Source organism: Streptomyces sp. NPDC000345 (assembly GCF_042898825.1).
Lineage (GTDB): Bacteria > Actinomycetota > Actinomycetes > Streptomycetales > Streptomycetaceae > Streptomyces.
This window is the reverse complement of record NZ_JBIAZE010000008.1, coordinates 59,680-83,700: the sequence shown is the minus strand read 5'-3', so window position 1 is coordinate 83,700 and position 24,021 is coordinate 59,680. Positions and strand designations below refer to the sequence as shown.

Here is a 24,021-nt window from a genome sequence, read left to right as displayed (position 1 = left end):
GTGCGGTACATGAGCGATCAGCCGGTGCTGCACGTGAAGGGCCGGGTCCTCGCCGGACCCGACGACATCCGCGACGAGCTGTGGGTCGTCGACGGCCGGATCTCCTACGACCGTCCCGTCGGCGCCCGCGACGTGCGGAGCGTGACGGGCTGGGCGCTGCCCGGCCTCGTCGACGCCCACTGCCATGTGGGCCTGGGGCCGGACGGCCCGGTGGACGTGGAGGTCGCCGAGAAGCAGGCACTGACCGACCGGGAGGCCGGCACCCTGCTGATCCGCGACGCCGGCTCGCCCTCCGACACCCGCTGGGTGGACGCGCGCGAGGACCTCCCGAAGATCATCCGGGCCGGCCGGCACATCGCCCGCACCCGCCGCTACATCCGCGGCTACGCCCACGAGATCGAGCCCGCCGACCTGGTGGCGTACGTCGCCCGGGAAGCGCGGCGGGGTGACGGCTGGGTCAAGCTGGTCGGCGACTGGATCGACCGCGAGGTGGGCGACCTGGCCCCCAGCTGGCCCCGGGAGGCGGCCCAGGCGGCCATCGCCGAGGCGCACCGCCTCGGTGCCCGGGTCACCGCGCACTGCTTCGCCGAGAACTCCCTGCGGGACCTCGTCGAGTCGGGCATCGACTGCGTCGAGCACGCGACGGGTCTGACCGAGGACCTGATCCCGCTGTTCGCCGAGCGCGGCGTCGCGATCGTGCCGACCCTCGTCAACATCGCGACCTTCCCGCGGCTCGCGGCGAACGGCGAGGCCAAGTTCCCGCGCTGGTCGGCCCATATGCGCCGGCTCCACGAGCGCCGCTACGACACCGTCCGGTCCGCGTACGACGCCGGCATCCCCGTCTTCGTCGGCACGGACGCCGGCGGCACCCTTCCGCACGGCCTCGTGGCCGCGGAGGTGGCGGAGCTGGTGACGGCGGGGATCCCGCCCCGGGAGGCGCTGTCGGCGACCACGTGGGGCGCGCGCGCCTGGCTCGGGCGCCCGGGGCTCGACGAGGGCGCCCCCGCCGACCTCGTCGTCTACGAGGCGGACCCGCGCGCCGACGTCCGCGTGCTCGCGGCACCTCGCCGGGTGGTCGTGAACGGGAAGGTCCGGGGCTGAGGGAGCCGTCGCCCCGGCGGCCGCGGGGAACATGCGTACCGGGTGATTCGAATCCCTGCGCGGAAATCTCACGATGGGGTGAACTCCGGTCGGCTCGCTGACCGTTCACCCCTCGTACGCGATTCTTGCGGGGTCCCGAAGCATCTCTTCTGGGGGTCCCACCCATGAGTACCGTGCACTTCCGCCTGCCCGCACGCCGTCTCGCCGTCGTCGCGGCGGCGACCGCGCTGGCCGCCGGCCCCGCCACCCTCGCGGGAGCGGGTCCGGCGCACGCGGCCGACGGCGGGGGCGGCGCGAGCGCGGCCGTCCTGCGCACCGGCCTCGACGTCGCCCTCGTCAGCAGAACGGTCGAGGTGCCGCTCGCCGTCGCTCTCAACGAGGTGCGGGCACCGCGGAGCGCCGGGAAGACCGCGCTGACGGCCCGGTTGGACGGCGTCGACGGCGGACAGCCCTTCAGCGTCCTGCGCGCCGACGTCGCGGAGGCGAAGGCCACCGTCGACGACGCGAAGGCCGAGGCGTCCACCCGCCTCGCCCGCGCCCGGCTGCACGTCCCCGGTCTGCCCCTGCTCTCCCTGATCGAGATCGACGCGCTCACCTCCCGGGCGACCTGCGAGGCCGGGAAGACCCCGGTCGCCACCTCCGCCCTGCCCGGCACCGTGACGGTGTTGGGCCGGAAGGTCTCGGTGAGCGCCGACGGCCCGGCCGAGGTCGAGGTGCCCGGCGTCGGCGAGGTCCGGCTCGACCTGTCCCGGCGTGAGGTCACCTCCCGCACGGCCGCCGCGACCGCTCTCCGGCTCACCGTGCGCGTGAACCCGCTGAAGCTGAACGTCGCCGAGGTCACCGGCACCCTCACCCTGGCCGAAGCGCGCTGCGAGACCCCGCCCGCCTCCGAGGAGCCGGCCGGGTCCTCGGCGACACCCGAGGCCGACGTCAGGCCGCAGGCCGCCCCCGCCGGGGCCGACCTCGCCCGGACCGGCGGCAGCCCGGTCACGCGGTACCTCGCGGGCGGAGCGGTGGCGCTGCTGGCGGCCGGCGGCGCGGTGATCGCGGCGGCCCGGCGCCGCAGCTAGGTCCGTGTGCGGCTGCGCGGCCGGGGGAGTGGGCCGTCGCGTTCCGGGTGGCGCCCCGGGGCGGGTGGCGTCGTTCGGCGGTCGGCCGGTGTCGTCGCCTGGCGGCCGGCGGGGTGGTGATCGTGGCGGTCCGGCGTCGTGACTAGGTCTGCGTGCGTCTGCTGGGAGGGGGCCGACGCGTGCCGGGTGGCGCCCTGGGCGGGGGCGCCGCTCAGTGGTCGGACAGTGTCATCGCCCGGTCCAGCGCCTGGAGGAACGAGTTGACCGTCGCCCGGTCCCGCACCGCCAGCCGCAGCCAGTCCTGGTCGAGCCCGGGGAAGGTGTCCCCGCGCCGGACCGCGAACCCCAGGTCCCGCAGATGCCGGCGCACGGCGGCCGCCCGCGGCAGCCGGACGAGGACGAACGGGCCCTCGGCGGGCCCCGCGACCCAGACCCCGTCGGCGGCGAACTCCTCCAGGCCGGCGACGAGATGGGCCCGGTCCGCGGCGGCGCGATGCGCGGCGTGGGCCGCCTCCGCCAGCGCCCGGGGCGACACGCACACCTCGGCCGCGGCCAGCGCCGGCGTCGACACCGGCCACAGCGGCTGAGCCCGCTCCAGCTCGGCGATCGTCTCCGGGGCGGCGAGGACGTACCCGATCCGCAGCCCGGCCAGACCCCAGGTCTTCGTGAGACTGCGCAGCACGACGAGACCGGGTACGTCCGCGCGCCCGGCGAGGCTCTCGCGTTCGCCGGGCACCGCGTCCATGAACGCCTCGTCGACCACCAGCGTCCGCCCGGCCCGGGCCAGCCGCGCGATCGTCTCCGCCGGATGCAGCACCGAGGTGGGATTGGTCGGGTTGCCGATCACCACCAGGTCGGCGTCCTCGGGAACCGCCGCCGGATCCAGCCGGAAGCCGTCCCCGGCCCGCAGCACCACCCGGTCCACACTGTGCCCGGCGTCCCGCAGCGCCGCCTCCGGTTCCGTGAACTGGGGATGCACCACCACGGGCCGCTGGACCTTCAGCGCCCGCGCGAGCAGCACGAACGCCTCCGCGGCGCCCGCCGTCAGCAGCACCCGTTCCAGCGGCAGCCCGTGCCGCGCCGCCACCGCCGCCCGCGCGGCCCGCCCGTCCGGGTAGGCCGCGAGGCCGGTCAGGGACGCGGTGATGTGCTCGCGCAGCCAGCGCGGCGGCGTGTCCGCGCGGACGTTCACCGCGAGATCGACGAGCGCCGAGCCGTCGTCCCGCACCTCCGCGTCCCCGTGGTGGCGCAGGTCGTGCCCGTCAGTGCGCATGGGCATGTCCGCCGTGATGGTGGTGCCCGTGGTGGTGGTGACCGTCCTCGTCCGGGTGGAAGTGCGGCTGCTGCGGCTGCCCCACCTTGTCCTCGAACCCGGGCAGCGCGATCCGGTACACGCACGAGTCGCAGTTCATCCGCAGATCGCCCTCGACCGCCTCCCGGTACCGCTCCATCACCAGGTCGAGCAGCTCCGGCTCGGGCCCGATGACGTCCGCCGACCGCACCTCCGCCTCCGGGTGCGCGGCCGCCCACCCCTCGGTCTGCTGCCGCACCCGCTCCGGGAGGATGCCGGTGAACAGGAAGTAGGGCAGAACGACGATCCGGCGCGCCCCCAGCCGCACACAGCGGTCCAGGCCGCTCGGCACGTCCGGCGCCGCCAGCGACACGAACGCCGTCTCCACGCTCGCGTACCCGCGGCCCTCCCACAGCAGCCGCGCCGCCTTGTACACCTCGGCGTTGGCGTCCGGGTCCGTGGAGCCGCGCCCGACCAGCAGCACGGTGACGTCGGAGCGGTCCCCGGGCGAGCGCCCGGAGGAGCCCAGCGCCTCGTCGAGGCGCCGCTCCAGGACGGACAGCAGCACCGGGTGCGGGCCCAGCGGACGGCCGTAGGTGTACGAGATCCCCGCGTGCCGTTCCTTCTCACGGGCCAGCGCCGCCGGGATGTCTCCCTTGGCGTGCCCGGCGGACACCAGCATCAGCGGAACGGCGGCGAACCTGCGCACCCCCCGCTCCACCAGCTCGGTCACGGCCTCGCCCAGCGGGGGCGGGGACAACTCGATGAAACCTCCCGCGACGGGCAGTTCGGGGTGGCGGCGGCCCAGCTCCCGTACGAAGGCGCGGAACGCCTCGGCTCCGGCGTCGTCCCGGGTGCCGTGGCCGGCGATGAGCAGGGCGGGCGGCGGGGTGGTCACGGTTTCTCCTCAGCGAAAAGAACAGGGTGGTCCGGCAGGGGGCGGTTCACGCGGGCTCCTCCTGCCAGCGGTAGCCGCGCGGGGTCACCATGCGCCCCGCGATGTTCCGGGTCGCCGTGTTGCCCACGGTCACGACCGTCATCATGTCGACCGTCGCCGGATCGAGTCCGGCCAGGGTCGAGATCCGCGCGGTGCCGTCGGGGCGCGAGGCGTTGCGCACGACACCCACGGGCGTCGAGGGCTCCCGGTGCTCCGCGAGGATCGCGAGCGCCTTGGGCAGCTGCCAGTCGCGGCCCCGGGAGCGGGGGTTGTAGAAGGTGACCACGAGGTCCGCCTCGGCCGCCGCCCGCACCCGCCGCTCGATGACCTCCCACGGCGTGTGCAGGTCGGACAGGCTGATCGACACGTGGTCGTGGCCGAGCGGCGCACCGAGGAGGGCGGCGGCCGCGAGCGCGGCGGTCACGCCCGGCACCCCCACCACGTCGATGTCGTCGGACGCCTCGGCGAGCGCGGGGGAGGCCATGGCGTACACACCGGCGTCCCCGCTGCCGATCAGCGCGACCGCGTGCCCCTTGCGGGCCTCCGCGACAGCCGTCCGCGCCCGCTCCTCCTCGGCGCCGAGCCCCGACTCCAGGATCCGGGTGCCGGGCCGCAGCAGGTCGCGGATCTGGTCGACGTACTGGTCGAGTCCCACGAGCACCGAGGCCCGCCGCAGTTCGTCCTCCGCGCGCGGCGTGAGCAGGTCCCGGGCCCCGGGCCCCAGCCCGACCACCGCGAGCCGCCCGCGCACCGGACGCCGTACGACGGCACAGGTCGCCGTCGCGGGGACCCCGGCCGACTTCCGCTTCGGCACGAGGAGTTCACCCCCGCCGACCAGCGCGGCGGCCTCGGCGACGGAGGGCGTGCCGACGGCGGCGAGCGGCGCGTCCGAGGGGTTCGGCACCTCCACGGCGGCCAACGCCGCGGCGGAGTACGTCACCACCGGCACCCCGAGCCGCTTCGCGGCCTCCAGGATGCCGGGTTCCTCCGCCTTGGCGTCGACGGTGGCGAACTCCGCGACGCTGCGGGGAGACAGCCCCGCGTCCCGCAGGGCGCCCTCGACGACCTCCAGCACCTCCTCGGCCGGGGCGCCCCTGGACGCGCCGACGCCGACGACGAGCGACGGCGGCCGCAGCAGCACCTCCCGCGGGGCGGGCTCCACGGCGCGGTCCGTGAGCCGCACGGTGTACGCGCCCCGACCGGCGAACGGCACCGGCGGCAGCGGCCACGCCACCTCCGCGTCCAGTACGACCGGCTCCCCGTCCAGCAGGGCCCGGCTCACCCCGGCGACGTCGCCCTCCACGGGCAGGCCGAGGGTGTCCAGACCGGCGATGCCGACGGCGTCCGTCGCCGTGGTCACCACGGGCGCGGCCCCCAGCAGCCCGGCCACCTCGGCGGCGAGCGCGTTGGCGCCGCCGGCGTGCCCGCCGACCAGCGACACGGCGAACCGACCGCCCTCGTCGACGCACACCACGCCCGGGTCCGACGCCTTGTCGCCGAGCAGGGGCGCGACGAGCCGCACGACGGCGCCCGTCGCCAGGAAGCACACGAGCTGCTCGCACTCCGCGAACGCCCGCCGTACGGCCTCCCCCACGGGCCCGTCGTACACGCGCGTACGGTCCGGCCACGCCACGGCCAGCCGGTCCCGCGCCGCCGCCCCCGCCACGGTGGCGGAAATGAGGCCGATCACTGGGCAACTCCTTCTTCAGGTACTCGATGGACGGGGGCTCTGGTCCCCCACAGCAGGAAGACGGGGTTGGTCGCCGCGAGCCGGGTGACCTCCCCCGGCAGCGGTGCGAGCCGTGAGGACTGCAGCAGCACGCCGTCGACGCCGAACCCGGCGTCCGCGAGCGCGGCCCGCACCGCCGGGACCCGGTCGAGGGCGGCCATCGCCACCACCACGGTCCGCCGGGCCCTCCGCGCGCACACGTCCACGATGCCGGGCAGCTCCCGCCCGCCCCCGCCGACGAACACGGCGTCGGGATCGTCGAGCCGGTCCAGCGCCCCGGGGGCCGTGCCGTGCACGACATGCACGTCCACGCCGTGCGCGCCGGCGTTGGCGCGGATCCGCTCGACCCCGTCCGGGGCCTTCTCGACCGCGCTGACGGCGGCGCCGAGCCGCGCGCACTCCACGGCCACGGACCCCGACCCCGAGCCCACGTCCCACACCAGATCGCCCGGGCGCGGACCGAGCCGGGCCAGGGCCAGCGCCCGCACCTCGAACTTGGTGATCATCGAGTCGCGGTGGGCGAACTCGCCCTCGTCCAGCGCCCATCCCGCGGGACGCCCGCCGCCCGCGAGGGTCCGTACGGGACCGAGCGCCCGCGCCTCGTCCAGACACAGGACGACACTCACCGCCGTACCCCAGTCGCGGCCCGCGGCCTCGGCGGGGGAGACCCGCTCCACCCGCTCGGCCACCGGATCGCCCAGCGCGGAGGCGACGACGAGGACGCGGCCGGGCACGGTACGGGCCAGGGCGGCGCCCAGCTCGGCCGGTCCGGCGCCCGGCCCGGTGAGCACGGCGACCTTCGGATGCGCCCGGCAGACGTTGACGGCCGTCCGGGGGTCCCGCCCGTGCGCGCTGACCACGACGGCGTCGTCCCAGGTCAGCCCGAGCCGGGCGAAGGCGGCGGCGACGGAGGGGACACCGGGACGCACCTCCAGCCGCTCCGGTCCGAACCGCTCGGCCAGTGCCCGCACGATCCCGAAGAACCCCGGGTCGCCCGAGGCCAGCACGACCACGCGCCGGTCCTTGGCGACGTACTCCCCGACGACGTCGAGGGCCGGTGCGAGCGGCCCGAGGACGAGCCGCTCGGCGGTCGCGGGCAGCGGTACGGCGTCCAGATGGCGCCGACCGCCGACGACGAGCTCGGCGCCGGTCAGCTCACCGGGGCCGGGTGGCGCCCCCGTCCCCGTACCGAGGACGGTGATCGGCCGGCTCACGTACGGGCACCCCGCTCGCGCAGCGCCCGGCGGGCCTCCGGGTCGGCCTTGCGGTAGCCGTGGAAGTGACCGGGGTGGTACAGGTGCGAGCGGGTGCCGTGGGCGTCGAGGGCCGCGCCCACCAGGAAGAGGGTGTGCTTCCAGAGCTTGTGCTCCTTGACCGTCTCCTCCAGGGTGCCGATCGTGCACTTCACGATCAGCTCCTCCGGCCAGGTGGCCTGATGGGCGACGACGACGGGGGTGGTCGTCGGGTAGCCGCCCTCCAGCAGTTCCCGCACCAGCTGCCCGCTGCGGGCGGCGGACAGGAAGACCGCCATGGTCGTGCCGTGCCGGGCGAACTCCCGCACCTCCTCACCGGGCGGCATCGGCGTCTTGCCGCCGCCGAGCCGGGTGAGCACCACGGACTGCGCGACCTCGGGGATGGTCAGCTCGCGCCGGGCGAGCGCGGCGACGGCGGAGAAGGACGACACCCCCGGGACGACCTCGGTCCCGATGCCGATCTCGTCGCACCGGTCCAGCTGCTCCTGGGTGCCGCCCCACAGCGCGGGATCGCCGGAGTGGATACGGGCGACCTTCAGCCCCTCCCGGCGGGCGCGCTCGTACACGGCCACCACGTCCTCCAGGGACATCGTCGCCGAGTCGAGGATCTCCGCGCCCTCCCGGGCGTGTTCGAGGACCTCCGCCTGCACCAGGCTCGCGGCCCAGATCACGATGTCGGCCTCGGCGATGGCGCGCGCGGCACGGAACGTCAGCAGGTCGGCGGCGCCGGGGCCGGCACCGACGAAGGTCACCTTGCCGGTGGGGGCATCGGCCATGGGTTCGGGTCCTCTCATAGCGGGGTCCATAGCGGGTCGCAACGGGTCGTAACGGGGTCAGGGCAGTGGCCGGATGTGCGCGGCCGGGGGCTGATCGGATACGAAGGGCCCATGGCTGTCTTCGTCGCGCTCGGCGCGTTCCTCATGACGCTGGCCGGCGGGTGGACGGCACAACGGGTGACCGACCGCCGCCATCTGGTCCTCGGCCTGGCCGGTGGCCTGATGCTGGGGGTCGTCGGCCTGGACCTGCTGCCCGAGGCGCTGGAGGCGGCCGGCACGGAGGTCTTCGGCGTCCCGGCGGCGCTCCTGCTGTTCGTCGCGGGCTTCCTGCTGGCCCATCTGGTGGAACGCCTGCTCGCGGTGCGGCAGGCCGCGCACGGTGCCGAGGAGCGGGACGGCCGGGCCCCCGAGGTGGGCCTGACGGCCGCCGCGGCGATGGTCGGCCACAGCGCCATGGACGGCGTGGCGATCGGCGCGGCCTTCCAGGTGGGCCACGGCATGGGCGTCGCGGTGGCCCTGGCGGTGATCGCCCACGACTTCGCGGACGGCTTCAACACGTACACCATCACGAGCCTGTACGGGAACGCCCGCCGCAGAGCCCAGTTCATGCTGTTCGCGGACGCGGCGGCACCCGTGGCCGGCGCGGCGGCGGCGACCGTCGTCACCATCCCGGAGCCACTGCTCGGCGCCTATCTCGGCCTCTTCGGCGGCGCCCTGCTCTATCTGGCGGCCGCCGAGATCCTCCCCGAGGCCCACCACGAACACCCCGCGCGCTCGACCGTGCTGTGCACGATCGCGGGCGCGGCCTTCATCTGGCTGGTGGTGGGCATCGCGGCCTGACGACGGGGGTCTCACAGCTTGCCGCCCCGCCCGCCGTCGCGCCGCGGGGGAGCGATGAGCGTCGAGAGGTACGGCAGCGGCTCCCCGTCCAGCTCGGCGGCCGGCCGGATGAACTCCTCCGCCAGCCCGAGCGCCGACCCCCACACGGCGTCCCCGAGCCGCCCGGTCTCCCGCAGCGCCTCGGCGACCTCGGCGGCCTGCCGCCCGAACTTGTACGCCACGACCGTCCCCGGCCCGGCCAGCGCCTCCTTGAGCACGGCGGAACCGGCGGTGTGGGGCACCAGCGTCAGCGGCTCGGTGCCCTCGGTCAGCACGGCCCCGGAACGCGCCGCCAGATCCTGCATGGCGGTGATCCCGGGAACGGTGTCGACGACCGTCCCCGGCACCAGCTCCACGACGGTCTGCGCGAGATACGTGAAGGTGGAGTACACGTTCGGGTCGCCGATGGTGGCGAAGGCGACGGTCCCGTGCCGCTTCAGCAGCCCGGCGACCCGCTCCCCGGCGGTGTCCCAGGCGGCCTCCCGCCGCGCCCGGTCCGTCCGCTCGTTGAGCGCGAACACGACCCGGACGACCTTCTCCCGCGGCACGTAGTGCAGCACCGTCGCCTCGGCCCGCCCGGGCTCACCGCCGTCCTTTCCGTCGGACGCGGCCATGACGGGGACGACGACGACATCGGCGGCCCGCAGCGCGTTGACCCCCTTGACGGTCACCAGCTCCGGATCCCCGGGACCCACCCCGACTCCGACCAGCCTGCTGTCGCTCATGACGTCCGGCACCTCTCCACGAACCGACGGGCCACACCGGGCTCGGCCGCCCAGTGCGTGTGCAGATAACTCGCGTGCACACCTTGGTGCACGAAGCCTTCGACCCGCCGGCCGGGGGCGCGTACGCCCCACGCGGGGGCCGCCCCCGCGCCGGGCTCGACGACCGTGCGGTGGAACTCGTGCCCCCGCATCCGTGTTCCGGCCGGGGCCAGCACACTGTCGCTCACGGCGACGGCGTCCCGGTAGCCGAGGGTGAGCCGTTCGGACATCCGGGCGGTGGCGTCGAGCACCCCGCACATCGGCCGGCCGTCCAGCTCCCGGCACAGGTACAGCAGCCCGGCGCACTCGGCGGCGACCGGCGCACCGGACTCCGCGAGCGCGGCGACGGCCTTGCGCAGAGGCTCGTTGGCGGACAGCTCGCCGGCGTACACCTCGGGGAAGCCGCCCCCCACGACGAGCCCGGCGGTGCCCTCGGGGAGGGACTCGTCCCGGAGCGGGTCGAAGGTGACCACTTCGGCGCCGGCGGCGGTCAGGAGTTCGGTGTGCTCGGCGTAGGAGAAGGTGAACGCCTCCCCGCCGGCGACGGCGACGAGCGGCGCCCGCTTCTGGTCCGACCGGGACGGGCGGCCCTGGGCGGGCAGGACGGGGGTCCAGGGGGCAGCGCCCCCCGGGACGGCACCCGCAGCACGGGCGAGCGCCTCCAACGCCGCGAGATCACACCCGTCGGCGACCTGCGCAGCCATCGCCGCGACAGCCTCGACCGCGGCCCCCCGCCGTTCGGCGACGGGAACCAGCCCGAGATGCCGAGAAGGCGTGTTCACCTGCTCGGCCCGCCGCAAGGCACCGAGCACCGGCACCCCGGAGTGGTCCAGTGCGTCCCGCAGCAACTCCTCGTGCCGGTCCGAGGCGACCTTGTTCAGGATCACGCCCCCGACCCGCACCTCGGGATCCCAGGACGCGAACCCGTGCACCAGCGCCGCCACCGACCGCGACTGGGACGAGGCGTCCACGACGAGCACCACCGGCGCCCGCAGCAGTTTCGCGACATGAGCGGTGGACGCCAGCTCACCCTCCCCGGCGGCCCCGTCGTACATCCCCATCACACCCTCGACGACCGCGAGGTCGCACCCCCGCGCCCCGTGCAGGAACAGCGGGGCGACGAGCTCCGGCCCGCACAGGTAGGCGTCGAGGTTGCGCCCCGGTCGCCCGGTCGCGAGCGCGTGATACCCGGGGTCGATGTAGTCCGGCCCGACCTTGTGCGGGGACACGGCGAGCCCCCGCGCGGCGAACGCGGCCATCAGCCCGGTGGCGACGGTGGTCTTGCCGCTGCCGGAGGACGGCGCGGCGATGACCAGCCGGGGGACGTGGGACATCACCACTCGATGCCCCTCTGCCCCTTCTGCCCGGCGTCCATCGGATGCTTGACCTTGGACATGTCGGTCACGAGGTCGGCGAAGTCGACGAGCTTCCCGGGCGCGTTCCGCCCGGTGATGACCACGTGCTGCGTCCCGGGACGGTCGCGCAGCACGTCGATCACCTCGTCCGTGTCCACCCACCCCCAGTGCATCGGGTACGCGAACTCGTCGAGCACGTACAGCCGGTACGTCTCGGCCGCCAGGTCGCGCTTGACCTGCTCCCAGCCCTCCCGGGCCTTCTCCTCGTTGTCCATCTGCGCATCCCGCTGCACCCAGGACCAGCCCTCGCCCATCTTGTGCCAGTCGACGCTCCCGCCCTCGCCGGAGGCGCCGAGCACCCGCAGCGCGTTCTCCTCGCCGACCTTCCACTTCGCCGACTTGACGAACTGGAACACCCCGATGGGCCACCCCTGGTTCCAGGCCCGCAGCGCGAGCCCGAAGGCGGCGGTCGACTTGCCCTTTCCGACGCCCGTGTGCACGACCACGAGCGGCCGGTTGCGGCGCTGACGGGTCGTCAGTCCGTCGTCCGGCACGACACTTGGCTGTCCCTGCGGCATTACGCGGCCCTCCTCTGTACGTCCTTCACCAGCCCGGCGATCGAGTCCGCCCGCAGCTCGTCGAGCGTCACCGCCGTTCCGCCGAGCTCACCCGCGAGCTGCCCGGCGAGTCCCAGCCGCACCGGCCCCGACTCGCAGTCCACGACGACCGACGCGACGCCCTCGACGGCGAACAGCCGCGCGGCCCGCCCCGCGAGCGCCACCGGCTCGGTCCCACCCGTCGCCCGACCAGCACCCCGGCCGGAGGCGCTTCGCGCCGCCCCTCCGTCTGTGGCCCGCCCGTCCGTCACCACCACGACGAGCGGCCGCCGCGCCGGATCCCGCAGCCGCTCCACCCGCAGCACGTCGTGCGCCCTGAGCAGCCCGGCCGCGAGCGGGGTCCGCCCGCCGGTCGGGAGCGACTCCAGCCGGGCCGCCGCGGCATCCACCGAGGACGTCGGCGGCAACGCCACCTCGGCGGCCGCCCCCCGGAACGTCACCAGCCCCACCTTGTCCCGCCGCTGGTACGCGTCCAGGAGCAGCGACAGCACGGCCCCCTTCACGGCGCTCATCCGCTGCCGGGCCGCCATCGAACCGGAGGCGTCGACCACGAACAGCACGAGGTTCCCCTCACGCCCCTCCCGGGTCGCCTGCCGCAGATCGTCCCGCCGTACCACCAGCCCCGGCCCCGACCGCCCCCGGGCCCGCTGATGCGGCGCGGCGGCCTGCACGGTCGCCGCCAGGTGCAGCTTCGTGAGGGCCCCGCGGGGCCGCCGGGCCCCCGTGGTCCGCCCGTGCTCGGTCCGCGCCCGCGAACGCCGCCCGGCCGCACCCTCACCGATCCCGGGCACGCTCAGCACCTTCGTACGGAACGGCTCGGCGGCCCGTACGGCCGACTGCTCGCCCGAGCCGGAGGCCTGCGGCTGTCCGCCCTCACCGGCCTCGGTCCGCGCACCCGTGTTACCGCCGTCCCGCGGACCCGCGTCCGGCGACGGCTGTCCGCCACCGCCACCGCCGCCACCGGGCCCGTCGTCGTCGGGACCGGGGTCGTCCTCGCCCGAGAACTCCTCCAGCGTCTCGTCCAGCTTGTCCTCGTCGAGGCCCGGCGCGTCGAAGGGATTGCGGCGCCGGCGGTGCGGCAGCGCGAGCAGCGCCGCCTGCCGGACGTCCTCGGCGAGCACGTCCGTGCGCCCGGCCCAGGCGGCCAGCGCGGTCGCCGTACGCGCCATCACGATGTCGGCGCGCATGCCGTCCACCTCGAAGGCCGCACAGGTCGCCGCGATCTGCCGCAGCGCCCCGTCGCCCAGCCGCACCGACGGCAGCAGCTCACGCGCCGCCACGATCCGCGCCCGGACGGCGGCCTCCTCGTCCGCCCAGCGCGCGGCGAAGCCGGCGGGGTCGTCGTCGTAGGCGAGCCGGCGCCGTACGACCTCCACCCGCTGGTCGGGCTCCCGGGAGGCGGCCACCTCCACGGTCAGCCCGAACCGGTCGAGCAACTGCGGCCGCAGCTCGCCCTCCTCGGGATTCATGGTCCCGACGAGCAGGAAACGCGCGGCGTGCCGCACGGAGACGCCCTCGCGCTCGACGTACGAGGCGCCCATCGCCGCCGCGTCGAGGAGCAGGTCGACCAGGTGGTCGTGGAGGAGGTTGACCTCGTCGACGTACAGGATTCCCCGGTGCGCGTCGGCGAGGAGGCCCGGCTCGAAGGCCTTCACGCCCTCGGACAGCGCCCGCTCGATGTCGAGCGCGCCCACCAGCCGGTCCTCCGAGGCGCCCACCGGCAGCTCGACCATCCGCGCGGGCCGCGTCTCGAACGCCCCCGGCTCGTGCGGCCCGTCCGGGCAGGCCGGGTCGGGGGAGTCCGGGTCGCAGGAGAACCGGCAGCCGGACACCACGTCCAGCGTGGGCATCAGCGCCGAAAGGGCGCGCACGGCCGTCGACTTGGCGGTGCCCTTCTCGCCCCGCACCAGCACCCCGCCGACCGCCGGTGACACGGCGTTCAGCAGCAGCGCGAGCCGCAGGTCGTCCTGGCCGACGACGGCCGTGAACGGGAACGGGGTACTCACTTCTCGTCGCCCTCCAGATCGCCCTCGAGCTCCAGGTACGTGGTCCGCAGCCGCTCGATCGTGTCGGCGTCCGGCTCCGCCCACAGCCCGCGGTCGGCGGCCTCCAGGAGCCGTTCGGTGATCCCGCGCAGCGCCCACGGGTTGGACTTCTTCATGAAGTCCCGGTTCTCCGCGTCGAAGACGTACTCGGCGCTGAGCTTCTCGTACATCCAGTCGTCGACCACGCCCGCCGTGGCGTCGTACCCGAAGAGGTAGTCGACGGTCGCCGCCATCTCGAAGGCGCCCTTGTAGCCGTGCCGCCGCATGGCCGCCATCCAGCGCGGGTTGACCACCCGGGCGCGGAACACCCGGTGCGTCTCCTCGCCGAGCGTGCGGGTCTTCACCTGGTCCGGCACGGCGGAGTCGCCCACGTACGCCTCGGGGCTGGCGCCCGTCAGGTGCCGCACCATCGCGACCATGCCGCCGTGGTACTGGAAGTAGTCGTCGGCGTCGACGAGGTCGTGCTCACGGGTGTCGACGTTCTTGGCGGCCACGGCGATGCGCTTGAACGCGGTCTCCATGTCGCCCCGCGCCGCCCGTCCGTCGAGCCCGCGCCCGTAGGCGTAGCCGCCCCACACCGCGTACACCTCGGCGAGGTCCGCGTCGGAGCGCCAGTTGCGGGCGTCGATCAGGGGCAGCAGACCCGCACCGTACGCGCCCGGCTTGGAGCCGAAGATGCGGGCCGTGGCCCGGCGCCGGTCGCCGTGCTCGGCGGTGTCCGCGTCGGCGTGCGCCCGCACGAAGTTCCGGTCACCGGGCTCGTCCAGCTCGGCCACCGCCCGCACTGCGTCGTCGATCAGCCCGACGACGTGCGGGAAGGCGTCCCGGAAGAACCCGGAGATACGGACCGTGACGTCGATGCGCGGCCGGCCCAGCTCCTCCAGCGGCACGATGTCGAAGCCGGTCACGCGCCTCGACGCGTCGTCCCACACCGGACGGCAGCCCAGCAGCGCCAGGATCTCGGCGATGTCGTCGCCCTGGGTGCGCATGGCGGACGTGCCCCAGACCGTCAGGCCGACGGACGTCGGGTACGCGCCGGTGTCCTGGAGGTAGCGCTGCACCAGCGAGTCCGCGAGCGACTGGCCGACCTCCCAGCTCAGCCTCGACGGGATGGCCTTGGGGTCGACCGAGTAGAAGTTCCGGCCCGTCGGCAGCACGTTGACCAGACCGCGCGTCGGCGAACCGGACGGACCCGCCGGGACGTAACCGCCGTCGAGGGCGCGCAGGATGTGCCCGATCTCGTCGGTGGTCCGCTCCAGCCGGGGCACGACCTCGGTGCAGGCGAACTCCAGCACCGCGACCGCGTCCGGGAGTTCGGTGCCCAGCACCGCACGGACGAGGGCGGGGACCGCCGTCACGTCCCACGCCCGCGACTCCATGCCCTCCGCGACCCGCCGGCACAGCTGCTCCAGCAGGTCGATCGCGTCGGCCGCCGTCCGGGACGGCCCCTCGACCAGGTCCGTCAGCTCCACCGGCAGCTTCACCGGCGCGCCCGGCTCGGCCAGCAGCTCCTTCTCCACCAGCCCGAAGTGCGCGGCGAGCGAGGCCCGCAGACCCGGCAGGGCGTTCGCCTTGCCGCCCCACACCTGCGAGGCGCGCAGCACGGCCAGCACCAGGTTGACGCGCGGCTCGCCGACCGGACCGCCGCCCAGGATGTGCAGCCCGTCCCGGATCTGCACGTCCTTGATCTCGCACAGATAGCCGTCGATGTGCATGACGAACTCGTCGAAGTCGTCGTCGCCGGGCTGCTCGTCCACGTGCAGGTCGTGGTGGAGCTCGGCCGCCTTCACCAGCGTCCAGATCTGCGCGCGGACGGCCGGGGCCTTCGTCGGGTCCAGGTCGGAGACGAGCGCGTACTCGTCGAGCAGCTGCTCCAGCTTGGCCAGGTCGCCGTAGGTGTCGGCGCGCGCCATCGGCGGCACCAGGTGGTCGACGACCGTGGCGTGCCCGCGCCGCTTGGCCTGGGTGCCCTCACCGGGGTCGTTGACGATGAACGGGTAGATCAGCGGCAGGTCGCCGAGGACGGCGTCCGGCGCGCACCCCCCGCTCAGCCCGAGCCCCTTGCCCGGCAGCCACTCCATCGTGCCGTGCTTGCCCATGTGCACGATCGCGTCGGCGCCGAAGCTGTTCTCGAGCCAGCGGTAGGCGGCCATGTAGTGGTGGGACGGCGGCATGTCGGGGTCGTGGTAGATCGCGATCGGGTTCTCCCCGAAGCCGCGCGGCGGCTGGATCATCACGACGACGTTCCCGAACCGCAGGGAGGCCAGCACGATCTCGTCGCCGTCGACGTAGAGGCCGCCCGGCGGCTCGCCCCACGCCTGGAGCATCCCGTCCCGCAGCTCCGGGTCGAGCGTGTCGAACCACGCCCGGTAGTCGGCGAGCGGCACCCGCGCGGGCGCGGCGGCCAGCTGCTCCTCCGTCAGCCACTCCACGTCGTGACCGCCGGCCTCGATGAGCCGGTGGATCAGCTCGTCGCCGTTGTCGGGGTACTCGGTGAGCGAGTAGCCGGCTTCCCTGAGAGCGTCCAGCACCCGGACCGCCGAGGCGGGCGTGTCCAGCCCGACCGCGTTGCCGACCCGCGAGTGCTTGGTCGGGTAGGCGGTGAAGACGAGCGCGATCTTCTTGTCGGCGTTCGCCGTGTGCCTGAGCCGCGCGTGCCGTTCGGCGATCCCGGCGACCCGTGCCGCCCGGCCGGGGTCGGCGACGTACACCGGCACGTCGTCGGGGCCCTGCTCCTTGAAGGAGAACGGGACGGTGATGAGACGTCCGTCGAACTCGGGGATCGCGACCTGCATCGCCGCGTCCATGGGGGAGAGGGCCGCGTCGGACTCGTGCCAGGCCGCGTGCGAGGAGGTGAGGCAGAGCCCCTGCAGCACCGGGACGTCCAGCTCGGCGAGCGCCCCGACGTCCCAGGACTCCTCGTCGCCGCCCGCGGAGGCCTGCGAGGCGTGGGTGCCGCCGGCGGCGAGGACGGTGGCGACGAGGGCGTCCGCCCTGCCGAGGATCGTGAAGAGACCGGCGTCGGCACCTCGCAGCGAACCGCAGTACACGGGGAGGGCGTTGGCGCCCCGGGCCTCGATCGCGTCGCACAGGGTGTCCACGAAGGCGGTGTTGCCGCTGAGTTCATGGGCCCGGTAGAAGAGCACGCCGACGGTGGGACGGCCGTCCACGACGACACGCTCGCCGTGAACCCCGTACTCCGGCATCTTCTGCGGTTCGACGAAGCCCTCACCGGTCAGCAGCACGGTGTCGGACAGGAACCGGGCCAGCTCCGTGAGGTTGGCGGGCCCGCCCTCGACGAGGTAGCGCAACGCCTCGGCCACGACGCCGGCCGGGACGGACGACTCGGCCATCAACTCCGCGTCCGGCACGGTCTCGCCGCCCAGCAGCACGGTCGGGATGCCGGACGCCTTCAGCGCGGCGAGCCCGTCCTCCCAGGCACGCTTGCCGCCGAGGAGGCGTACGACGGCGATGTCCGCGCCGGCGACGAGGCCGGGCAGCTCCCGCGCCACGTCCACCCGGGTCGGGTTGCCGATCCGGTAGGAGGCACCGGAGGCGGCGCGGGCCGCCAGCAGATCGGTGTCGGCGGTCGACAACAACAACACAGTGCTCATGCGGGTGCTCCCGGTGGAATGAAGGGCAGTCCTTGCGGCGCGCCGGACTCGATGAGCCGCCACAGCGCGTCCGTGTCCGCGTGCTGTTCGATCAGGTCGCCGAGCCGGTCGAGCTGCTCCTCGCGCAGCCCGGCGAACGAGGTGTCTGGCGCGGGCACGAAGCGGCGGCCCGCGGCGGCGGCCACCTCGCGCAGGAAGGCCCGCCGGAAACCGTCCGACTCCAGCGAGCCGTGCCAGTGCGTGCCCCAGGTCTGGCCGACCCGGCAGCCGTCCAGGAAGGCTTCCCCGCCGTTCACCTGGGCGACCCCGTGATGGATCTCGTACCCCTCCACCCGCTCGCCGAGGGCTTCGCCCTCCGGCCGGGTGAGGGTCTTCTCGCGGGCGAACCGCACGCGCACGGGCAGGATCCCGAGCCCGTCGACGTGCCCGCGCCGGCTCTCGACCTCGTCCTCGATGTGCTCGCCGAGGACCTGGAAGCCGCCGCAGATGCCGAGGACCGGGCGCCCTTGCGCGGCCCTGCGGACCAGGGCGTCCGCGAGTCCGCGCTCCCGCAGCCACTCCAGCGCCCGGACCGTCCCCCGGGTCCCCGGGATCACGACGAGGTCCGCGTCGGCCAACTCCTCCGGCCGGTCCACGAACCGCACGACGACACCGGGTTCGGCGGCGAGCGCGTCGACGTCGGTGAAGTTCGACATGAGGGGGATCGCGCAGACGGCGACCCGCAGCACGTCCTCCCCGACGGGCGGGGCGACGTTCGACTCCCGCACGGTCCCGCGCAGGGAGACCCGCAGCCCGTCCTCCTCGTCGATCCCGAGCCCGTGCCGGAACGGCAGCACGCCGTAGGTCCGCCGCCCGGTGAGCCCGTGCAGCATGTCGAGCCCCGGCTCCAGCAGACCGACGTCCCCCCGGAACTTGTTGACGAGGAATCCGGCGACGAGCGCCTGGTCCTCGGGGGAGAGGAGCGCGACGGTCCCGAAGAACGACGCGAAGACCCCACCGCGGTCGATGTCGCCGACGACGAGCACGGGGAGCCCGGCGTTCCGGGCGATCCCCATGTTCACGATGTCGGTCCGCCGCAGATTGATCTCGGCGGGAGAACCGGCCCCCTCACAGATCACCGCGTCATACGTGCCCCGCAACTCGGCCAGACAGTCGAGAACCGTCCCGAGAAGCCGTTGCTGCCGCCCGCCGTGATACCCCCGTGCGCTCAGCTCGCCCACCGGCTTCCCGAGCAGCACCACCTGACTGCTCTGCTCGCCACCGGGCTTGAGCAGCACGGGATTCATGAGCGCGGTCGGCTCGACGCGGCAGGCCTGCGCCTGCATGGCCTGCGCCCGACCGATCTCGGCCCCTTCCTTCGTCACGAACGAATTCAGGGACATGTTCTGCGCCTTGAAGGGGGCGACCTTCACCCCCTGCCGCACCAGCCACCGGCAGATGCCCGCCGTGACGACGCTCTTGCCGGCGTCGGAGGTGGTACCGGCGACCAGGAGACCCCCGCTCATGAGCTCCGCCCCTTCGCGATGTGGCGCGCGGCGACGGTGACGCCGAGCGCGAGCAGGCCGACACGGCGGGAGAGCCGTACGGCGCGTTCGATGTCGTGGACGACGACGGCACGTCCCGCCGTCCCGTTGAGCACGGGCCGGTGCTCCACCCGCCCGCCGTAGGACAGGGTCCCGCCCAGCCGCACCCCGAGCGCACCGGCGAAGGAGGCCTCCACGGGACCGGCGTTGGGACTGGGATGCAGGCGGGCGTCGTCCCGCCAGGCCCGTACGGCGGCGCGCGGCCGGTCGCCGGCGACGGCGGCGAGGACGGCGGTCAGCCGCGCCCCCGGCCACCCGGCGAGGTCGTCGAGCCGCGCGGAGGCCCACCCGAACCGCCGGTACCGGGCCGACCTGTGCCCGACCATCGCGTCGAGGGTGTTGACGGCCCGGAACCCGAGCAGCCCCGGCACCCCGCCCACGGCGCCCCACACCAGGGCGCCCACCACGGCGTCGGAGGTGTTCTCGGCGACGGACTCGACGACGGCCCGTGCGATCCCGTCGGCGTCGAGGGCCTGCGGATCCCGCCCGCACAGATGGGGCAGCCGGGCCCGCGCGCCCTCGACGTCCCCCGCCTCCAGGGCGCGCCCGACGGCGCGGGCCTCGCGGGCGAGCGAGGTCCCGCCCACCACGGCCCAGGTGGCGGCGGAGGCGAGAGCGACGCAAGCGGCCGGGGAACGCCGTACGGCCCGGTCGGCGACGGCCCCGAGGACCACGGCCCCACCGGCGCAGACGACGGTGTGCAGGGCGCCCCACCCGCGGTGGTCCCGCCACAGCACCCGCTCCACGGCTCCGGCGGCCCGCCCGAACGCGGCGACCGGATGTCCCCGGCGCGGATCACCGAGGAGCAGGTCACCGAGGAGGCCGAGGGCGGCGCCGTACGCGTGAACGCGATCGGCACGCATCGGCTCAGCCGGCCGCGGGGTCGGGCAGCGAGCTGGTGCTGTACCTCAACGGCCGAGCGAGCATGGCGATATGTCCTCACTCAGGGTGTCCACGCCCTGGTTCGACGAGACCGGCGGCGAGAGTTCCTGGCTCCCGGGGTGGTGCACCCCGGTGACAGTGGCGGGACCGCGCCGGATTCGCACCGGCTTCCTCTTCTGCCGCCGTACATGGCTCCGGCAGTCCACCATGGCCCCGGAAGGGCCGTCAACTTGCCGTTGACCTGCGAGGCTGGAGTGTGCTGAGCCCCACACAGGGGTGGTTCCGGAGGTCACGGAAAAGGGGTGCGGGACGGCGATCCGTCCCGCACCCCGAGGTGTCCGAGCTGGTGGGTCAGGCCACGATCAGGGAGATCCCGTACGCCACCGCCGCCGCGCAGGCCGCGAAGCACGCGTAGGCGCCGGTGACCGCGAGGGTGGCGGAGCCGCCCTGTTCCGCGGCGCGTTCCTGACGGGACAGGCCCATGATGCCGAGGGTGAAGAGGGCCACCAGGGCCACGGTGATCACGAGGCTGACGCCGAAGACGGAGCCGAGGGCCGCCCAGTCGATCTTCATGCTGCTTCTCTTCCTTCGTACCGGGTGGGCGGGTTCAGACCGCGGGGGCCGTGGGCTCGGTGGCCGTGGCGGCCGGGGAGGGGATGGTGGCCGTCAGGCCCTCGGTGACCGTGCCGGCCGGAGGCGGGGCGACGGCGGCGATCGCCGTGGTGACGACGCCCGCCGGCTCCTCGGTCTCGTTGACGTTCGACGCGTCCACGACCTCGCGGCGGGAGATCTTCCAGATCGCCGCGCTGGAGGTGACGAGGAAGACCGCGACGACCGCCGTGCCCCAGTCGCCCAGGTTCGTGACCGACTCGGCCAGCGCGCCCACCAGGGCGGCCGCCGGGAGCGTCAGGCCCCAGGCCACGAACATCCGGGTCGCCGTGGACCAGCGGACCACGCCGCCCTTGCGGCCCAGCCCCGCGCCCATCACCGAACCGGAGACGGAGTGCGTGGTGGAGAGGGAGAAGCCGAGGTGGGAGGAGGCCAGGATGACCGTCGCCGCGCTGGTCTGGGCGGCGAAGCCCTGCTGCGGCTGAAGGTCGGTCAGGCCCTTGCCCATGGTGCGGATGATGCGCCAGCCGCCGAGGTAGGTGCCGAGCGCGATGGCCAGGCCGGCGGAGAGGATGACCCAGGTGGGCGGGTCGGAGTCGGGGGCGACGGCACCGCCGGCGACCAGGGCGAGGGTGATGATGCCCATCGTCTTCTGCGCGTCGTTCGTGCCGTGCGCGAGGGAGACCAGGCCGGCCGAGGCGATCTGGCCCGCGCGGTAGCCCTTGTCCGCCGCCTTGCCGTCGGCCTTCTTGCCGAGGGTGTAGGACAGGCGCGTCGCCAGCATCGCCGCGATGCCCGCGACCAGCGGGGCGGCGACCGCCGGGATCAGGACCTTGGTGACCAGGACGTCACCGTGGACCGCGCCCATGCCCGCGGAGGCGATGGTGGCGCCGATCAGACCGCCCATGAGGGCGTGGGAGGAGCTGGAGGGGAGGCCCACCAGCCAGGTCAGCAGGTTCCAGAGGATCGCGCCGACCAGGGCGGCGAAGATGACCTCGGGACGGATGCCGGTCTCGTCGACGAGACCCTTGGAGATCGTGTTGGCGACCTCCACCGAGAGGAATGCGCCCACAAGGTTGAGCACGGCGGACATGGCCACCGCGACCTTGGGCTTGAGTGCACCGGTGGAGATGGTCGTGGCCATCGCGTTGGCGGTGTCGTGAAAACCGTTCGTGAAATCGAACGCGAGTGCGGTTACCACCACAATCGCGAGGATCAGCGAGAAGTTTTCCATTTACCCAGGCAATCGTTCGAGGTCATTGGCTTGTTGAAGGTAGGCAATCTGGGTGAACGGAAGGTGAACTGGGGCAGGCATCGGGGTGTCCAAATGTGAGCGCCGCCACTCTGTCCGGCACGTCACCCCAAGCGGGGCCTGCCCCGCGCCGCCGGCGAACCCCGCCGGGCGGTCCGCGGAGCCGCGGAAAGAGATCCTGGTCACCTGATCGGCGGCCCTCCGGCCGACCCGGCGTCCCCCTGGCAGGATCGGGGGTATGGGCGAGCAGCGGCGTGACGGACGGCAGGCCCGGGACACCCCGGACCGCATACAGAACGCGGGCGGGGCGCCGGGAAGACGCGCGCTCCCGGAGGAGGCGCGGGCCTGGGAGGCACTCGTGGCGACGGCCCGCCGCACCGTCACCGACGGCCTGGTCGTCGGCACCTCCGGCAACGTCTCCGCGCGCGTCGGCGACATCGTGCTGGTCACCCCCTCGGGGGTGCCCTACGACCGCCTCACCCCCGGCGACATCACGGGCGTCGACCTCACCGGCCGGCAGGTGCTCGGCACCCTCACCCCGACGAGCGAGCTCCCCATGCACCTCGCCGTCCACCGCCGCACCGACGCCCGCGCCGTCGTCCACACCCACGCCGTCCACGCCACCGCCGTCTCCACCCTCGTCACCGAGCTGCCGTCCGTCCACTACATGACCGGCGCCCTCGGCGGCCCCGTCCGCGTCGCCCCCTACGCCACCTACGGCACCGAGGAACTGGCCGAGAACACCCTCCGTGCCCTGGACGGCCGCACCGGCTGCCTCCTGCAGAACCACGGCACCCTCACCTACGGCACCACCCTCGACCAGGCGTTGGACCGCACGGCCCAGCTGGAGTGGATGTGCCGCCTGTGGCTGACGGCCTCCTCCGTGCCCGGCCGCGCTCCGACCCTGCTGACGGACGCCCAGCTGGCGGAGGCGGGCGAGCGTCTGCGCACCTACGGTCAGCGCCCCTGACCCCGCCCGCACCCCGGGCCCGGCGCGGCACCGAGGCGGTGCCGGCCCCCGCGCCCCCCGACCTCCACCCCGTCACCACTGGCCGCGAGGAAGGATGGCCAGGACACTGGACGGGTGCGCACTGTCACCGCGACGGCCGCCGCCGTCACCGCAGCCCTGGCCGCCGGCGCCGCCAGCGTCGCCGCCGGCCGGTTCGCCAGCGACGCCGCGCTGAAGGCGCCGCCCGGCCGGCCCCTGCCCACCGAACCCCGGCTCACCGTGCACGGCACGGCCGCCGGCCAGGTGACCCTCACCCGTCACCTCGCCGCCCTGCGCCCCGGCACCTACGGCCTCGCGGGCAACGGCACCCACGCGGTCGTCGGCCCCGTCCTGCCCGACGCCCCGCACTCCGCGGACACCGTCGTACGCCGCCTCGAACGCGTCACGCACGGCGCCCTCGAGCCCGGCGACGCGGTCTGGCTCACCCCCAACCTGTACGTCGGCAACCCCCGCGACACCCTCGGCCTCGACCACACCGACGTCGAGATCCCCGGCGAACTCGGCACCCTGCCCGCCTGGTTCGTCCCCGGTGCCCGCCGCACCTGGGTCATCGCCGTGCACGGCCTGGGCACCACCCGCGAACACACCCTGAACCTGCTCGCCTTCCTGCACCACCGCCGCTTCCCCGTGCTCGCCCTCGCCTACCGCGGCGACCTCGGCGCACCCCGCCCCCCGGACGGCCTGAACCACCTGGGCCAGACCGAGTGGCGCGACCTGGACGCGGCGATGCGCCACGCCGTCCGCCACGGCGCCGAACGCCTCGTCCTGTACGGCTGGTCCACCGGCGCCACCATGGCGCTGCGCGCCGCGGCCCGCAGCGGACCGCGCGACCTCGTCGCCGGACTCGTCCTGGACTCCCCGGTGCTGAACTGGCAGTCCACTCTGCGCGCCCTCGCCTCCGCCCGGCACATCCCCGGCGTGCTGCTGCCGCTCGCCGTCCGCGCCGCCCAGGGCCGCACCGGACTGCACGGCGCCGCGGACGGCCACGGCGACGAGATCGCCGACCCGGCCCGGCTGACCGTCCCCACGCTGATCTTCCACGGCCCCGACGACACCGTGGCCCCCTGGGACGTCTCCCGCCGCCTCGCCGCCCGCCGCCCCGATCTGGTCGCCCTCCACACCGTCGCGCAGGCCCCGCACGGCGCCATGTGGAACGCCGGCCCCGCAGCCTACGAAGAGGCCCTCCGGCGCTTCCTCACCCCGCTGAGCTGAACCGCTCCACGTCCCCTCGATCCACCGGTGCCGAAGGTTCCGT

At 74.6% G+C, this 24,021-nt stretch carries 19 protein-coding genes and 1 riboswitch; of the genes, 5 read left to right on the top strand and 14 right to left on the bottom strand.

All coding sequences use genetic code 11. The features are described 5' to 3' along the window. Positions 1–9 precede the first annotated feature (9 nt). Complete coding sequence (locus tag ACFY30_RS20465; RefSeq protein WP_390846584.1) at positions 10–1,101, top strand: amidohydrolase family protein; 1,092 nt, start codon at positions 10–12, stop codon at positions 1,099–1,101. Positions 1,102–1,265: 164 nt separating this feature from the next. Beyond that, a complete protein-coding gene (locus ACFY30_RS20460) occupies positions 1,266–2,171 on the top strand; it encodes an SCO1860 family LAETG-anchored protein (protein ID WP_390846583.1) in 906 nt (301 codons plus the stop codon). A 211-nt stretch (positions 2,172–2,382) separates the two neighbouring features. On the opposite strand, the gene cobC is transcribed toward ACFY30_RS20460, so the two are convergent. The 5 genes from cobC to cobM are packed head-to-tail and all read right to left on the bottom strand — an operon-like array spanning position 2,383 to position 8,157. Then, a complete protein-coding gene (gene cobC / locus ACFY30_RS20455; RefSeq protein ID WP_390846843.1) occupies positions 2,383–3,444 on the bottom strand; it encodes an Rv2231c family pyridoxal phosphate-dependent protein CobC in 1,062 nt (353 codons plus the stop codon). Next, positions 3,434–4,360 carry a sirohydrochlorin chelatase gene (locus tag ACFY30_RS20450; protein ID WP_390846582.1) on the bottom strand — a complete coding sequence of 309 codons (927 nt, stop codon included), beginning with the start codon at positions 4,358–4,360 and terminating at the stop codon, positions 3,434–3,436. The genes cobC and ACFY30_RS20450 overlap by 11 nt, the downstream gene beginning before the upstream one ends. 46 nt (positions 4,361–4,406) lie before the next feature. Next, on the bottom strand, positions 4,407–6,089 hold the full coding sequence (gene cobJ / locus ACFY30_RS20445) for a precorrin-3B C(17)-methyltransferase (RefSeq protein WP_390846581.1): 1,683 nt from the start codon (positions 6,087–6,089) through the stop codon (positions 4,407–4,409). Next, complete coding sequence (gene cbiE / locus ACFY30_RS20440) at positions 6,086–7,342, bottom strand: precorrin-6y C5,15-methyltransferase (decarboxylating) subunit CbiE (RefSeq protein ID WP_390846580.1); 1,257 nt, start codon at positions 7,340–7,342, stop codon at positions 6,086–6,088. Before cbiE ends, cobJ begins: the two co-directional genes overlap by 4 nt. Then, on the bottom strand, positions 7,339–8,157 hold the full coding sequence (gene cobM, locus ACFY30_RS20435) for a precorrin-4 C(11)-methyltransferase (RefSeq protein WP_390846579.1): 819 nt from the start codon (positions 8,155–8,157) through the stop codon (positions 7,339–7,341). The genes cbiE and cobM overlap by 4 nt, the downstream gene beginning before the upstream one ends. A gap of 111 nt (positions 8,158–8,268) precedes the next feature. On the opposite strand from cobM, the gene ACFY30_RS20430 reads away from it, so the two are divergent. Next, on the top strand, positions 8,269–8,997 hold the full coding sequence (locus tag ACFY30_RS20430) for a ZIP family metal transporter (protein ID WP_390846578.1): 729 nt from the start codon (positions 8,269–8,271) through the stop codon (positions 8,995–8,997). A gap of 11 nt (positions 8,998–9,008) precedes the next feature. Here ACFY30_RS20430 and cobI read toward each other — a convergent pair whose 3' ends face one another. The 9 genes from cobI to ACFY30_RS20385 all read right to left on the bottom strand — a co-directional run bounded on the left by cobI (position 9,009) and on the right by ACFY30_RS20385 (position 21,739). After that, a complete protein-coding gene (gene cobI / locus ACFY30_RS20425) occupies positions 9,009–9,773 on the bottom strand; it encodes a precorrin-2 C(20)-methyltransferase (RefSeq protein WP_390846577.1) in 765 nt (254 codons plus the stop codon). Beyond that, entirely contained in the window at positions 9,758–11,134 is a 1,377-nt protein-coding gene (locus ACFY30_RS20420) for a cobyrinate a,c-diamide synthase (protein ID WP_390846576.1), read from the bottom strand. Before ACFY30_RS20420 ends, cobI begins: the two co-directional genes overlap by 16 nt. After that, on the bottom strand, positions 11,134–11,733 hold the full coding sequence (cobO, locus tag ACFY30_RS20415; protein ID WP_390846575.1) for a cob(I)yrinic acid a,c-diamide adenosyltransferase: 600 nt from the start codon (positions 11,731–11,733) through the stop codon (positions 11,134–11,136). Before cobO ends, ACFY30_RS20420 begins: the two co-directional genes overlap by 1 nt. Next, entirely contained in the window at positions 11,733–13,778 is a 2,046-nt protein-coding gene (locus tag ACFY30_RS20410) for a putative cobaltochelatase (protein WP_390846574.1), read from the bottom strand. Before ACFY30_RS20410 ends, cobO begins: the two co-directional genes overlap by 1 nt. Then, the gene (cobN, locus tag ACFY30_RS20405) at positions 13,775–17,431 is read right to left on the bottom strand and encodes a cobaltochelatase subunit CobN (RefSeq protein WP_390846572.1); all 3,657 of its coding nucleotides are present in this window, start codon (positions 17,429–17,431) and stop codon (positions 13,775–13,777) included. Before cobN ends, ACFY30_RS20410 begins: the two co-directional genes overlap by 4 nt. Continuing rightward, the gene (locus tag ACFY30_RS20400) at positions 17,428–18,936 is read right to left on the bottom strand and encodes a cobyric acid synthase (protein WP_390846571.1); all 1,509 of its coding nucleotides are present in this window, start codon (positions 18,934–18,936) and stop codon (positions 17,428–17,430) included. Before ACFY30_RS20400 ends, cobN begins: the two co-directional genes overlap by 4 nt. Next, on the bottom strand, positions 18,933–19,877 hold the full coding sequence (locus tag ACFY30_RS20395; RefSeq protein WP_390846570.1) for a cobalamin biosynthesis protein: 945 nt from the start codon (positions 19,875–19,877) through the stop codon (positions 18,933–18,935). The genes ACFY30_RS20400 and ACFY30_RS20395 overlap by 4 nt, the downstream gene beginning before the upstream one ends. Positions 19,878–19,974: 97 nt before the next feature. Further along, positions 19,975–20,118: riboswitch (cobalamin riboswitch) on the bottom strand. Positions 20,119–20,247: 129 nt separating this feature from the next. Then, entirely contained in the window at positions 20,248–20,469 is a 222-nt protein-coding gene (locus ACFY30_RS20390) for a hypothetical protein (protein ID WP_390656107.1), read from the bottom strand. A 34-nt stretch (positions 20,470–20,503) separates the two neighbouring features. After that, a complete protein-coding gene (locus ACFY30_RS20385; RefSeq protein WP_390846569.1) occupies positions 20,504–21,739 on the bottom strand; it encodes an anion permease in 1,236 nt (411 codons plus the stop codon). A 256-nt stretch (positions 21,740–21,995) separates the two neighbouring features. Between ACFY30_RS20385 and ACFY30_RS20380 the strand changes: the two genes are divergently transcribed. Together ACFY30_RS20380 and ACFY30_RS20375 are read left to right on the top strand one after the other, a co-directional pair. Beyond that, the gene (locus ACFY30_RS20380) at positions 21,996–22,727 is read left to right on the top strand and encodes a class II aldolase/adducin family protein (RefSeq protein ID WP_390846568.1); all 732 of its coding nucleotides are present in this window, start codon (positions 21,996–21,998) and stop codon (positions 22,725–22,727) included. 114 nt (positions 22,728–22,841) lie between these two features. Continuing rightward, positions 22,842–23,978 (top strand): alpha/beta hydrolase, encoded by a 1,137-nt coding sequence (locus ACFY30_RS20375; protein ID WP_390846567.1) that lies wholly within the window; start codon positions 22,842–22,844, stop codon positions 23,976–23,978. Positions 23,979–24,021 lie beyond the last annotated feature (43 nt).

Bases quoted from the DNA above. Each gene is read 5' to 3' on its own strand.
- ACFY30_RS20465 (WP_390846584.1), top strand. From the start codon at position 10: ATGAGCGATCAGCCGGTGCTGCACGTGAAGGGCCGGGTCCTCGCCGGA.
- ACFY30_RS20460 (WP_390846583.1), top strand. From the start codon at position 1,266: ATGAGTACCGTGCACTTCCGCCTGCCCGCACGCCGTCTCGCCGTCGTC.
- cobC (WP_390846843.1), bottom strand. From the start codon at position 3,444: ATGCGCACTGACGGGCACGACCTGCGCCACCACGGGGACGCGGAGGTG.
- cobM (WP_390846579.1), bottom strand. From the start codon at position 8,157: ATGGCCGATGCCCCCACCGGCAAGGTGACCTTCGTCGGTGCCGGCCCC.
- ACFY30_RS20430 (WP_390846578.1), top strand. From the start codon at position 8,269: ATGGCTGTCTTCGTCGCGCTCGGCGCGTTCCTCATGACGCTGGCCGGC.
- ACFY30_RS20420 (WP_390846576.1), bottom strand. From the start codon at position 11,134: ATGTCCCACGTCCCCCGGCTGGTCATCGCCGCGCCGTCCTCCGGCAGC.
- cobO (WP_390846575.1), bottom strand. From the start codon at position 11,733: ATGCCGCAGGGACAGCCAAGTGTCGTGCCGGACGACGGACTGACGACC.
- cobN (WP_390846572.1), bottom strand. From the start codon at position 17,431: ATGAGCACTGTGTTGTTGTTGTCGACCGCCGACACCGATCTGCTGGCG.
- ACFY30_RS20400 (WP_390846571.1), bottom strand. From the start codon at position 18,936: ATGAGCGGGGGTCTCCTGGTCGCCGGTACCACCTCCGACGCCGGCAAG.
- ACFY30_RS20395 (WP_390846570.1), bottom strand. From the start codon at position 19,877: ATGCGTGCCGATCGCGTTCACGCGTACGGCGCCGCCCTCGGCCTCCTC.
- ACFY30_RS20390 (WP_390656107.1), bottom strand. From the start codon at position 20,469: ATGAAGATCGACTGGGCGGCCCTCGGCTCCGTCTTCGGCGTCAGCCTC.
- ACFY30_RS20385 (WP_390846569.1), bottom strand. From the start codon at position 21,739: ATGGAAAACTTCTCGCTGATCCTCGCGATTGTGGTGGTAACCGCACTC.
- ACFY30_RS20380 (WP_390846568.1), top strand. From the start codon at position 21,996: ATGGGCGAGCAGCGGCGTGACGGACGGCAGGCCCGGGACACCCCGGAC.